The 13,123-nt window shown below is 33.0% G+C and carries 15 protein-coding genes and 1 tRNA gene; 7 read left to right on the forward strand and 9 right to left on the reverse strand.

The window, feature by feature from the left end; translation table 11 throughout:
- Positions 1-111: 111 nt before the first annotated feature.
- Both WKI77_RS00650 and WKI77_RS00655 read right to left on the reverse strand, forming a co-directional pair.
- Positions 112-1,605, reverse strand: coding sequence for an NADH-quinone oxidoreductase subunit M (locus tag WKI77_RS00650; protein ID WP_337859907.1), 1,494 nt, complete (start codon positions 1,603-1,605; stop codon positions 112-114).
- 249 nt (positions 1,606-1,854) lie between these two features.
- Positions 1,855-1,939, reverse strand: a tRNA-Leu gene (locus tag WKI77_RS00655).
- Positions 1,940-2,028: 89 nt separating this feature from the next.
- Here WKI77_RS00655 and WKI77_RS00660 point away from each other — a divergent pair.
- The 6 genes from WKI77_RS00660 to WKI77_RS00685 all read left to right on the forward strand — a co-directional run bounded on the left by WKI77_RS00660 (position 2,029) and on the right by WKI77_RS00685 (position 5,477).
- Positions 2,029-2,280, forward strand: a complete 252-nt coding sequence (locus WKI77_RS00660; RefSeq protein WP_337859908.1) for a hypothetical protein — start codon at positions 2,029-2,031, stop codon at positions 2,278-2,280.
- A 49-nt stretch (positions 2,281-2,329) separates the two neighbouring features.
- On the forward strand, positions 2,330-2,719 hold the full coding sequence (locus WKI77_RS00665) for an Lrp/AsnC family transcriptional regulator (RefSeq protein ID WP_337859909.1): 390 nt from the start codon (positions 2,330-2,332) through the stop codon (positions 2,717-2,719).
- Positions 2,720-2,773: 54 nt separating this feature from the next.
- Positions 2,774-3,046 carry a DNA-binding protein Alba gene (gene albA, locus WKI77_RS00670; RefSeq protein WP_337859910.1) on the forward strand — a complete coding sequence of 91 codons (273 nt, stop codon included), beginning with the start codon at positions 2,774-2,776 and terminating at the stop codon, positions 3,044-3,046.
- An 82-nt stretch (positions 3,047-3,128) separates the two neighbouring features.
- A complete protein-coding gene (locus WKI77_RS00675) occupies positions 3,129-4,121 on the forward strand; it encodes a polyprenyl synthetase family protein (RefSeq protein ID WP_337859911.1) in 993 nt (330 codons plus the stop codon).
- On the forward strand, positions 4,122-5,282 hold the full coding sequence (locus WKI77_RS00680) for an ArsA family ATPase (protein WP_337859912.1): 1,161 nt from the start codon (positions 4,122-4,124) through the stop codon (positions 5,280-5,282).
- 9 nt (positions 5,283-5,291) lie between these two features.
- Complete coding sequence (locus WKI77_RS00685; protein WP_337859913.1) at positions 5,292-5,477, forward strand: hypothetical protein; 186 nt, start codon at positions 5,292-5,294, stop codon at positions 5,475-5,477.
- Here WKI77_RS00685 and twy1 read toward each other — a convergent pair whose 3' ends face one another.
- Positions 5,478-6,455: a 4-demethylwyosine synthase TYW1 gene (twy1, locus tag WKI77_RS00690; RefSeq protein WP_337859914.1), complete on the reverse strand. Its 978-nt coding sequence runs from the start codon at positions 6,453-6,455 to the stop codon at positions 5,478-5,480.
- A 266-nt stretch (positions 6,456-6,721) separates the two neighbouring features.
- Here twy1 and WKI77_RS00695 point away from each other — a divergent pair, with 266 nt between their 5' ends.
- Complete coding sequence (locus tag WKI77_RS00695) at positions 6,722-7,036, forward strand: rhodanese-like domain-containing protein (RefSeq protein WP_337859915.1); 315 nt, start codon at positions 6,722-6,724, stop codon at positions 7,034-7,036.
- 137 nt (positions 7,037-7,173) lie between these two features.
- Here WKI77_RS00695 and WKI77_RS00700 read toward each other — a convergent pair whose 3' ends face one another.
- From WKI77_RS00700 to WKI77_RS00725, 6 genes are read right to left on the reverse strand one after another with little or no spacing between them, the layout of a single operon-like run.
- Positions 7,174-8,019: a hypothetical protein gene (locus WKI77_RS00700; RefSeq protein WP_337859916.1), complete on the reverse strand. Its 846-nt coding sequence runs from the start codon at positions 8,017-8,019 to the stop codon at positions 7,174-7,176.
- A gap of 1 nt (position 8,020) precedes the next feature.
- Positions 8,021-9,376 (reverse strand): DUF58 domain-containing protein, encoded by a 1,356-nt coding sequence (locus WKI77_RS00705; RefSeq protein WP_337859917.1) that lies wholly within the window; start codon positions 9,374-9,376, stop codon positions 8,021-8,023.
- Positions 9,373-10,326, reverse strand: coding sequence for a MoxR family ATPase (locus tag WKI77_RS00710; protein ID WP_337859918.1), 954 nt, complete (start codon positions 10,324-10,326; stop codon positions 9,373-9,375). Before WKI77_RS00710 ends, WKI77_RS00705 begins: the two co-directional genes overlap by 4 nt.
- Positions 10,296-10,778, reverse strand: coding sequence for a hypothetical protein (locus tag WKI77_RS00715; RefSeq protein ID WP_337859919.1), 483 nt, complete (start codon positions 10,776-10,778; stop codon positions 10,296-10,298). Before WKI77_RS00715 ends, WKI77_RS00710 begins: the two co-directional genes overlap by 31 nt.
- Positions 10,768-11,334, reverse strand: coding sequence for a hypothetical protein (locus WKI77_RS00720; protein WP_337859920.1), 567 nt, complete (start codon positions 11,332-11,334; stop codon positions 10,768-10,770). Before WKI77_RS00720 ends, WKI77_RS00715 begins: the two co-directional genes overlap by 11 nt.
- A gap of 7 nt (positions 11,335-11,341) precedes the next feature.
- Positions 11,342-13,006, reverse strand: coding sequence for a carboxypeptidase-like regulatory domain-containing protein (locus WKI77_RS00725; RefSeq protein ID WP_337859921.1), 1,665 nt, complete (start codon positions 13,004-13,006; stop codon positions 11,342-11,344).
- Between the last annotated feature and the right edge of the window lie 117 nt (positions 13,007-13,123).

The raw sequence follows: 13,123 nt of genomic DNA on the forward strand, positions 1-13,123 counted from the left end.
TTATATATTCCAGGCATTAATATAATTTTTTCAATATTTAACAATGCTATTTCACTGTAATAAGCATAGCAGTGCAAAAAATTGCTATCCATATTATACCTTTAATAATGATTATAATGCTGCCAGGTGTGCTGCATATATTGTAAGTATCTTAAATGCTAGTGTGGGATATATTCCAAAAAATATATTTACTGCAAATATTAAGCCTAAAATAGCGATTTCCGCTCTATTTGCATCTTTAAGCCTACCAAGGCGCTCCTTAAAAGGTCCGAACAGTGTTCTCTGTGCTGCCCAGATAAAATAAGAAGATGTTACTAAAAGGCCAATTACCATTATAATTGTAAGCATTCCTATAGACTGATATGCAGATATTGTCACGGAAAATTCACCTATAAATCCTGGTAATGAAGGCAATCCCAGAGATGCAAGCATTGATATGAGCAAAAACGTTGCAAGCAATGGCATTTCTCTATATATGCCGGATAATGCATAGATTTTTACAGTCCCAGTTCTTTTTTTAATAAACAGCAGGGCGGCAAGCATAAAAGAATTGACAAGTGCATGGGATAGCAACTGGTACATACCTCCTGCTATATCCATAGTTTTTGCATAACCATGTGATAGCAAAGCAGTTCCAAATGATATTGTTACAAAGGCCATTTCAGTAATGCTTGCATATGCAGCCATTTTTTTTAAATCTTCCTGCATCAATGCAACAAAAGAGAAATATACAACACTGATTAAGCCCAGCAGAATTATAAAGTAAATAAGGTATTTTGGGAAAAGGCTACCGACAGGCTCAAGAATCCCGAAAAAACCATATCCACCCATGGCAAGAAGCCCTCCTGATAACATTACGGTTCCTGGATATGGAGCATCGAAATGTGCATCTGGAAGCCATGTATGCACTGGAAATGATGGGAGTTTAATGAGAAACGAAAGCAAGAATCCAAATATTATAAAGTAAAAACTGTAAACAGGAATTGTTTTTATAAATTTTAAATTGAGAAGGTCAGAGAATTGAAATGTAATTAAGCCCGTATCAAGGTAAAAATATGTTGACAGTGTAAAAATTGAAAGAAGCATAAATAGAGAACCTATATGCGTATAAATAAAAAATTTTAAAGAACTTTTTCTGTGGTTTCCAGTTCCATATTTTGATATTATAAAAAAAACAGGAATTAATACAATTTCCCAGAATATATAGAAGAACAGTAGATTGCGTGATACAAAAACACCGACCAACCCCAATCCGGAAGCCATTAATAGGCCAAAAAATTCAGGTGGTCTGCTTTTGGAGGATATGAGCAGCGAGAATAATGTTACAATAAGTGACATTATAACAAGTATATCTGTAAATCCTGTAAGCCCAATAGAAAATATAATACAGATATTCACGAGATGGATACTCAATGATGAAATAAGAAAACTGGAATATGAAATAACATTTCCCCTGTATGAATTAAATATTATCAATGAATAAATTGAAAATGCAATCAGGATAATACTTATGAATCCTGTAGAAATATATTTTGCATATTTACCTGAAAGAAATGTTAATATTGTTACTAATAAAAACGTTATCAGGAAATACAATAGAAACATTAGCAACAATATGTGATAATAGATTAAAAAAATATTGTTGTAATTCGCCATACATAAGATTATAAAATTGTAAATGGGCCAAACTCGCAAATAAAATCATATATATCAAGTTTATATATGGCATATATTCTTTCATTTCTTCACATCATTGACAATTCATCATTACTGGCAAATTCTGGTTATAGCAATAAACATTGTAAAAATAAATAAAAATTATAACAAAGGGGAGAAAATGCATTTTTATTCTTATGCAAGGGACGGGATTCGAACCCGCGAACTCCTTCGAGATAGAATCTTAAGTCCTACACCTTTGGCCAAGCTTAGTTACCCTTGCGTTGTGGTTAATTTGTTTGAGCTTAATAAGTTTTTTTAAGTTTCATTGAAAAATAGCATAATATTTATAATATATTCTACTTGCATATTATGGATGCAGATAATAATGCAGTGATGAGTTTCACGCTGGAGGAGGAACCCAAATGGATACGTGTTACACTGGAAGATGGAAGTGTGCTTGAAATTAAAACAGAAATAATGTCTATTATGAAGGTTGGTAATGACCCCAATACCGGTCTTCCACAGTATGCTATCAATGCTGCGCCCATGATAAGAATGATGCGTATACCAAAGGAATCCGTAAAGAAGAAAACAGAAACAGATAAGGGCCTGTATAGATAATAAAATATTCGTATAAATAAATTTAAATTACTTCTTTTCATGCTGTAGCATGGATGAATTAGACTATAAGATAATTGATCTTTTAAGAGAAAATTCCAGAAAATCAAATATGGAAATTGCAAGGAAATTTAATATTTCAGAGGGAACAGTAAGAAAGCGAATTTTCAATATGGTGAACAGCGGAATAATTAAAAAGTTTACAGTGGAAACTTCGATTTATATAGAAGGCATAGTTCTAATTAAGCTTGATTCCAGGCATGCAACTGAAACTCTTAAAGTGCTAAAAGCCATTTATGCCGATATATACGAATTTTCCGGCAGTATAGATGTTGCAGTAAGAATAATACGCAGTACAATAGATGATTTAAATAGGGAAGTAGACAAAATAAGGGATTTAAGCGGAGTGATAAATACAGATACAATGATAAGGCTTAAATGATAATTTAACGATATTATTATATATTTTGAATAAATATACAATCAGGTAATTTACATGTCTGAAGAAAACGTAATATTTGTGGGGAAAAAACCAACGATGAACTATGTACTGGCCATTGTGATGCAATTCAATAATTCCGGCATTGATAGAATCGCAATCAAAGCCCGCGGAAAAGCTATTAGCAAGGCAGTGGATATAGCTGAAATAACAAAAAGGAAATTTGTTCAGACTGCTAAATATGAAAAGATAGAGCTAAATACAGAAGTACTTGATGGAGAAAATGGGCCATCAAACGTTTCGTCCATAGAAATAGTTCTTGTGAAATAATATATATTTTAAGTTTTTAAAAATATTTTCTACAAAACCTTAAATCTTAATCTTTGATACATAATTTGTATTCGGTGTTCCAATGAAAAATTTCTATGATTGGCAATATGGCCTGCGGGATGAAATTAATGAGGTTAATTCGAGGCTTTTAAGTGCCATAAAAACAGATCAATTATACCTTTTTGATATGGCTAAATATACTATAGATGCAGGTGGAAAGCGTTTCAGGCCCCTTCTTACTATATTATCCTATGAAATTTCATGCAGTGAGCCATATGAAAAAATACTTGATCTGGCTGCTGGCTATGAGCTTATTCATACAGCAAGCCTGATTCATGATGATATAATTGATAAATCAGAATATCGCAGAGGTCGAAAAACTTTAGCATCTCGAGACGGCGTGGACAATGCAATAGTAGTTGGTGATTATCTATTCGCAAAGGCATATGAACTTGGCTCCAGATACGGCTCAGATGTTTCAAAGATCATGGCAGATGGTTCTTCGCATCTGGCTGAAGGGCAAATCATAGAAGCGTTAAATATAGGGAATCTGTCTCTGGATATTGAAACATATACCAATATTATAAAAAATAAGACGGCATATTTCTTTTCTGCATGTTCTGAAGGGGCCACAATAGCAGCAGGAGCTTCAGATAACGTCAGAATTAAGCTCCGTGATTTTGCTTTTAATATGGGAATGGCATTTCAGATCACCGATGATATCCTTGATATTGTGGGAAATGAAAAAGATATGGGAAAACCCACAATGGTTGACCTTAATCATGATGTTATTACTTTACCCATAATTCATGCGCTGTCGCATGTTCCAGTAGAGGACAAAAAGATATTAATAGACATACTTACTGGGAAATACAGGGAAGATGATTATAAAACACAATTCCGTGAGATGCTTTTTAGATCGGGTTCTCTTGAATATGCTTTTAAAGTGGCAAAGAATTATGTTCTAAAATCTGTAGAGAATCTTAATGGAATAGGCAGATCAGAAGATCTGGGCTTATTGATGGATCTGGCACTTATAGTTGTAGATAGAATTAATGAATCTGGAGTGATATAAATGGCACGAATATTGTTATATACTGGAAAAGGAGGGGTTGGCAAAACAAGTGTAGCGGCATCTACAGCATCTATGCTGGCAAAGCAAAACAAAAAAACAATAGTTATGTCTACAGACCCTGCACACAGCCTTGGCGATTCACTGCAGGCTGATATAAAACCTGAACCAACAAAGATTTCGGATAATCTGTATGCACAGGAAGTGAATATAAACGATGCGATTCAATCACACTGGAGTGACCTTCGTGAATATCTCACTGCACTGTTCCAGTATCAGGGTTTAGACCCCATATCGGCAGATGAAATTGCCATACTCCCGGGATTTGAAGAAGCAACATATTTGTTATATATAAACGATTATATCAAGAATAATGCTTATGACGTTATAGTTGTTGACAGTGCACCAACAGGGGAGGCTCTAAGAATGCTTTCATTTCCAGAGGTAATGCGCTGGTATATGGAAAAAGTATTTCCTATAAGCCGTACAGCAGCCAAAATTGCAAGGCCTTTGATGAGGCCATTTACAGGAATGCCGATGCCAAATGATAAAGTATTTAAAAATGCGGAAGGGCTCTATGATGACCTTGGAGAAATACATAACATAATGCAAAATCCAGATATAACATCCATAAGGCTGGTAACCAATGCAGACCAGATGTCTTTCAATGAGACAAAAAGGGCATTTACATATCTCATGCTTTACGGTTACCCTGTTGATTCCATAATAGCCAATAAAATATATCCTGAAAAAACAGGAGACTTTTTCGAGAAATGGAGAGGAACACAATCTATCATTCTTGGCGAACTTGATTCTTCATTTCCAGAGATAAAAATATTTAAAAGTTATTTACAGAACAATGAGCTCATAGGCCAGGATAGGGTATTGAAATTCGGGCAGGACCTTTATGGTGACCAGGATCCATATTCTGTTTTTTATAAGGGAAAACCGGTTGAATTTATAAGGGAAAACGGAAAAACTGCAGTAAAAATAAAAATGCCATTTGCTGATAAAAAGAATCTTAATCTTTTTAACAAGTCAGGAGAACTTGTTGTGGAAGTAAATAATTGGAAGAGGATATTATATCTCCCACAGACAATGGCAAACCTTCAACCATCAGGTGCAGAATTGAGAAACGGTTATCTATATATAACATTAAGTTAATTACTGTATATGGATAAAAAAACAGTTATACAGATAAATATAGAAGTCCCACATATGGTGGATTCCGTTCTGGAAGAAAGCAAAAAGCTTTTCGATGGGGGAATGGAGTTATTTAGATATGGCTTAAGACTTGTAAACAACAAAGAAAATGCTAAAAAACCTGCCAAAACATTAAACAAAATTGAAATAAAATAATTACTTTCTTTCTGCCTCAAGTCTATCAAGAGTTTTATGAATTTCCTTATCCACATCAATTTTTGCGTTTTCAGGATTTTTTGCTATCATTGCAACACGGCTTTCAAATCTATCTGCATATTCAAAATATCCTAATCTTTTTGCAAGTTCTGATGAAAATTCCATAATTTCAGCATGCGTAGGCATATTATCAAATGTAAGGCGGCCGGCAGATTGGCCTACATGTACATATCCTTTTGATTCTATGAAATCGGGATCGGCTCTTCTATCCATATTTTCATATTCATTATAATAGGGGAAATTAACGTTTTTGACCATGGTGTGCCTGATTACCTTTCTTGTGTCCAGTGATGGGAGCAGGTCCAGAGTTTTATTAAAATTTTCCCAGGCATTTCCGATAGCTGGATGGAGTACATCATTGAAAATTTCTTTTGTAGGGCCGGCAACGGTTACGTACAGCTGTGTGGGCAGTGGATCCAGTGTTTCAAGTACTTTTGGCATTGTCCCATTGGTTACAACAAAGGTTGTTATTCCACGCCTTGTAGCAGCTTCTATGAGTTCACCAAGCCTGGTATATAATGTCGGCTCACCTGTAAGTGATATGGCCATATGCCTTGGATGCGAAGCTTCTTCAAAAAGCTCTTTTTTAACTTTTGGATTTCCTTTAAATCCTGATAAAAGCTTTAGATGAGCCTTTATACTCTCTTCAAGAATGAATTCGGGATCATCTTCCTCATTAATATGCATTGAATCAAATCCCTGAAATCTCCAGCAGAAATCACAGTTTTCAGAACACTGGTTTAGTGAAGGTGTCATCTGAATGCATTGATGTGAATTAATTCCGTAAAAAGTATTTTTATAGCATGGTGCTTTACCCAGTAATTCATTCTTTGTCCAGTGGCAAATTTTAACTGCTGAATGTTTGCCAACAAGGCCATAATGCTGTTTTTTGTAAACTGCTTCATAATTATTGATCATTAAAAACAAATTTAAAAAGAATATATAAACTCTTTGAAGCCATAATCACAAAACAAAATAAAACTAGAAAACGCAAAAGAAGAACAAAACAATTTAAATGCTGGAAAAAAATCGAAAGCAGGAACTGGAGCAATTAATCATTTAGAATAAAACTTCATCCATTGAAGTTAGTATTATCCCTTAAAAACAAAGCTTGATAATTTATTTATTCATTGTAGCTAGATTAGCGTTTTAATTATTAAATAATAAATTTACATTAAGAATTAATGGTCGTTAATATTATTGCCGATGAATTGCAGGATATGGTTAAAAATAATGAATGTGTAATTATAGATGTCAGAGAAAAATTTGAGTATGAATCCGGGCACATAGAGGGTTCTATACTTATTTCTATGTATGATGTTTTTAATAATATAGAAAGTGTAAGGAAATATTCTGATAAAAAACTGGTGCTGGTATGCAGTTCTGGCCATAGAAGTTATTATACGGGAAAATTCCTTGAAGAGAATGGAATTAAAAATATATATAATTTGTATAATGGTTTATATGGCTGGGAGATTGAAGACAAGCCATTGATATAAATTCCGAATGGCACTATCTTTCAGCAATGCTGATGGGACTACATCAGCTTTTAACTGGATAGTGACCTCATATACTATATTTGATTATTTTATAATCATTAATAAACTTTTCTAAATATTTTAAGAGTCAGTAACATTCATGATTCATTATTTAATTCAACGATAATGTCTTTTCCTTTCTTGTTGCTGTATGAAACCAGTATATAAACTGCAAGTATAACTATAGCAATATACAGAAATTCAAATTGAATAGAAACAAAATGCAAAGATTCAAAAAATATGTATCCTATAATTAATCCAAGAACTATGGAAAAGGACCCGAAGGTATTGTCGTTCTTTTTGCCATCTTTCAGAAACAGCCAGAGTATGCTTCCCATAATTGATGCCATAAATCCAATTGATACTGGAGTTTCTAATGGGATAGTAAGTTTGTAAAGCGGCAAATACCCTCCTAAACCCGTAGTAAATAATGAAAGTAGCGAAGCATACTCAGTCTCACTCACAGCAGTAAAGCTTGAAAGATATGAAAATATGTTAATTGTAATTCCTTCTGTTTGCATATATGCAATTGTTGCCATTTGCATAAGCATGATTCCTGAAACTACTATATAATTAGAAATTAGATGCCAAAAATTTTGTGTAAATATTCCATCAATAAGTAACAGGATGACCATTATAATTAATCCAGTTAAAATCAATTTATATGTAACAGGCATATTTGGAAGGTAATAAAAATATTTTTTCACGATGGTTGTATTTTTAGATAATGTTTTGAGGTAAAGTAACAGGATTGCCAGTATAGTAAAGAATATTGCAGGAACACCATATGTTTTTCTAAATTTTGATAGCAATATCTCTATTGAAAAAATAATTACCAGATAAAAAAGTGTATCACCTATAATTATTTTCTTCAAAGCATATAGCATTATGATGTCAGGAATGAAAATTATAATTGCTACTAAAGGCGTTATAAATTTATTCATGTTATGCACCTGCATTCATACTTCTGCGGTAATTGTATTCTAACATAATTCTGGATAATATATCCTTTTTTCCCACATACACGCATCTGATTCCCGCATACCTTATTTCTCTGGCAATTCCTGATATTCTTTCCAGCTCCATCAGGCGTGCGTTTTTCATTAAAATGTTTTCAAATTCACCTTTAGGGTTATAATCGTAATATGATTCATTGTTTATTAAAAAAATACTCATATAATTGCGGTAATTTGATTTGGGCAAAACTCTGTCCAGAATTTTAATGAAGTTGAATTGTAACTTGTCATTGTGGTAATCTGATTTAGGCAGAACAGGTTGAGAAGCAGTAATAACAAATAGCAAAACGTTTTTCTTTTGCTTCATCTTTAAATTTTCAATTGCCCCAGAAATGCTAAATTCACCGGCAGGAAGGATGCTGGCAGTTGCCCTTTCCAGATCACTAATGCTTTTTCCGTTTTTGTCCGGTGGCAAGTATATATTTATTTCACTGGAATATAAGAAAAATCCGATGTTATCGCGATTCTTTATTATCAAATGTGATAAGTTGATTATATCTACTATTGTCTTATCATAAATTCTATCAGTAAATCCATGGTTCATTGCTATGCTGTAATCTATAATGAATATGATAGTAATTTCACGTTCCTCTTCCATTTCTTTAACCAGTATGGTATTATTCTGTTCATCAAATTTATTCCATACTATAAATCTTGGGTCGTCTTCAAATGTATATTGGCGAATATCGTATATATTATATCCCTGCCCGATCCGGTGTGAATAATGATTTCCGAATGTATAAATAAAATTGCTTGCCATTTCACTTCTACTGGCCCTGATATCCTTCATTAATGGATATATACGCATGGGCATATCTATTACAAAAGTTTTATCAATTGAAGCTATGTGAAATGTATCATCAATGCTTATCCTTATATTCCCCAGTTTATATTCGCCTATATATCTGGGTGTTACAAAATATTCAATATCGTATACTCCGTTTTTGGGGATAGTTGCAGTTCCAGATGTTTTCCCGGAAATTTCCAGCACATCTATTGCCTCATCAAAAAAATGAATTGAAACTGGATGCGGGTTATTATTCACAAAGTGAAGTGTAAACTTAACTTCCCTGTTCTTTTTAAAATCCTGTGTATCGGTTTTTCTCGTTACAGAAATATTTTTTATTGCTTTAGCAGCATAAATATTAAAATATATAACCTCAAAAGCAATTGTAAAAAATGTCAGTATGGCAAAAATAATGTAATATTTATAGCCTAATAGAAGCGCTTCAAGCGTTCCGTAAGTTAACACGGCCAAAACGGCATAACCTGCCTTCCTGATCATTTTGGGCCCTCTATAGAGTCAATTATTGAATCGATAGTTCCAAATATTATCTTTTTATAATCTGATTCGCCTTCCATAAGGGCCTCCGGGCGAAGTATAAGGCGATGGTTCAGTATTTCTTTTGCCATGAATATGATGTCTTCAGGTATGACATAATCCCTTCCGCTCAACAAAGCATTTGCCCTTGCAGCATTGAGGTATTTTACAGCCGTACGTGTACTGGCTCCAACATATACCATATTTGAATTTCTTGTTTTTCTTATGATATTTATAATATATTCTATTATTTCATTTGAAACATAAACACTATTTACTATATCACGGAAATGCAAAATAGTTTCACCATCAAGTTTGTTGTAATTTTTAAAGGTATTTTTATAAACAGATGTTAAAATTTTTACCTCATCATTCCTGTTCGGATAGTCCAAGTAATACCTGAAAAGAAAACGGTCCATCAGGGCCTCAGCCATGGGAAATGTGCCTTCCTGCTCTATAGGGTTCTGTGTGGCTATTACCAGAAAAGGTTGTGGCAATTTTGTTGTAAGGCCATATACTGAAACCTGTTTTTCTTCCATGCTTTCCAGTAAAGCCGATTGAACCTTTGGAGGTGTTCTGTTGATTTCATCGGCCAGCACTACATTGGCAAATATCGGGCCTTCCCTGAATTCCATTTTTCTTGTTTCTGGATTAAAAATCATATTGCCAGTAACATCAGATGGCAACATGTCAGGAGTGAATTGAATTCTCTTGAACTTTACACCAAGATGCATGGAAAATTCCGATGCAAGCATGGTTTTTGCAAGTCCGGGAACACTTTCTATAAGTATGTGGTTACCTGTAAACAAAGAAATGAGCATAAAACGAACTATGCGCTTTGAACCAATGACCTTCTCACCGATGGAGTCTTCCATTTCAATTATTATTTCTCTAATGTTTTTTGATTCTTCCATTCTTCATACACCTCGTTATTTATCAGATCCATTTTTATTTTTTTCAGTGTTTCATAATCATCTAGGATGTTCTGCAGGTAATAGTCTCTCATTTTGATTTTATGTTTTTGCCTTATTTTTGAAGCGGTTTTGCTCTTTAAATCGTATTTATGATATTTTTTTACCATTATCTCGTAATTCTTCATTAATTGCCTGGCATATTCCATGTCTTTTTGCATTTCAGAAATATAACCTGAAAAATCACCGGATTTAATCATTGTTACTTCTTTCAAAAACTCAGTATTTTCGACTTTAATATTCACCTTTCTGATAACTTCTTCGTTTCCTTTCGTTTTATATATCCTTGAGTGGAATGTTACTATTATAGTAAGCAGAAACAGAAGAAGAATAGGATAAAAAAATCTATAACTCGTCCGGTAATTTATGAATAGGCCAATTATATTAATTCCCATTTGGTGCACCACTGTAAAACAATTTCATTATATCCATATAATTATAGGCATCCTTCACCGGGTCAATTATCTCCTTTTCGTCAAGTGTTTCCCATTTATAATTTCCAAATCTTGCGATCTCATAGTAATTGAAATAAAACAGTGCAATTTTTTTTATAGCAAAAAATTTGGCAGTCTCATCTTTTGCTTTTTCTGCTGGTTTATCGCCAGGTGATTTCTTCATATCTGGGGTATTATAAACAGAATTTTCTATCAGGGATTTAATTGTATAATTGTCAGTAATTGAGAAATCTCCATCAAGAATGATATTAAATTTGTTGAGTTCACCAAGTATAAATTCCCTATTTGAACCGTATTTGATTGCCCCAAAATATCGGGTATAATCATCTTTAAGGCATGTATATCCGTATATTATTGCCTCTGTTCTTTTACCGTTCCCTATTTCTTTTCTCATTTCCTTTATAACTGGTATATCATCGACTGTCTTGACCTTTATAACAGTTCTTTCCGTATTTTTCACACCCTTGTCTTTCTGTACATTTTTTTTAAACAGCATTATAAAATCACTCCTTAATATAATATCCTGATTTAGCTATATCATAACCTGTTATTTCAACTATCATGAGCCCGGAAGTCTCAACGTTATTATCGTGGTCATAAACAAGAGTTATAATAACAGGACCAGCAGAGACATTAACAAATGGTGTAAAATTATATACATATGAATTTTTCAGGCCGTAATTTTTCCCTGAAATCGTTAATATGCCATCTGTTTTATCCGTAGTATAGTTTTCAAAGTGCATGGATGTTATGATCATATTTGAAGTAATATTACCAGAATATGTTATATTTAAATAACCGGGATCTTGATCTTCTTCGCCAGTTAGATTGATAGTAGAATTATTTATAGTAAAATTAAGCTTGTAATATGGATCTGATTTATTTATATTCACTGTTTGGCTGCATAAATAACTTGATTTTATATACAAATCCACGTTATAAGTACCTGCAGAAACCATGTATGTATTGTTGCCTGTATCATTCTTTCCGCTAATTATATAATGGTATAATTTGCCAGAATTATTGGTAACGTTTACAGAAATTAAATATGGATTAACTATCTCATTTATGGTGCTATTACTTGAAGGAGTTAAATTAAAATATTTTGTAACGTAATTAGAATTCATATAATTAAAATTATAAAATCCGAAAGGCACAGAATAATTATAATATGTTCCGGTTGAATTTTCTGTCATATTACTGTATGCAACATTAAATATTCCACCCTTACCTGATAATGTTGAATTTTCCACTGCTAGAGAACCGTTCAGTACTACAGCACTCCTTAGTACTATTGTATAATCATTTTCCCTGAGTCTTGTCATATCGAACTTGATATAAGATCTGTTCTCCGATATACTATAATTTTTAAAACTTGAGCTATAATTCAATGTATAGGCTGACATACTGTAATTTCCGGCATACTTTAAAAATATTGTTCCATTCCCGTTGCTATTTGTTATTCCTGTATAATTATATACTGCTCCATTTTGTTCTATCAGGATAACAAATTTTGTATTTGCATTTTTGCTTCCAAGTTCTACTGTAATATTTTTATTAAGGATTCCAGTAACATCATTTGAATTTAAGCCCTGTAAAGTTTTATTGTTAGTAAGATTGCTATTCGTCAAATAAGGAACAATGTTTGATATATTTTTACTTTCAATTGATTGTTTTCCGGAAAATAAGCCGGTTCCATTGCCAATATAATTTACTGGGGTTATAGAAGGGTTCAGAGTTTTATTACTATCTAAATTAATTTGCACGGATTTGTTATAAAATGCCAGCGATGAGGCCGTTACGCTGTAATTTCCCCGTGGCAGGGTAATATTATAGCTTCCATTTTTGCCTATATTTATTGTCCTTGACATTGTAGAATTGCTTACAGTAATCGTCCCATTTACCGTTAAATTATTATAAGAATCTGATACATTTCCACTCAAGGTAAAATTTTGATTTACAATGGCTGGCGGTACAGTATTATTACCACTGGTATTATTACCACTGGTATTATTTCCCTTGGTATTATTGCCAGAACCATGTGTACCTTTTCCAAGTAAAACCCGGTCTACAGGACCATGGCCAGGATAAACTATATTCGCACCGGAGAAAACCAGAGCAATTAAAATTCCGCTTATTGCAATAGCAATTAATACCTTTTTATTCAATAAAAAGTAATAAATAAATTATATATAAATACTTGCGTTTCTTATTTCAGGTTCTTATTTTTATATCATATGCTTTATATCAAAATTGCCGGTCAATTATTATATATCGAATAATAA

The organism is Ferroplasma sp., assembly GCF_037442045.1.
Lineage (GTDB): Archaea > Thermoplasmatota > Thermoplasmata > Thermoplasmatales > Thermoplasmataceae > Ferroplasma.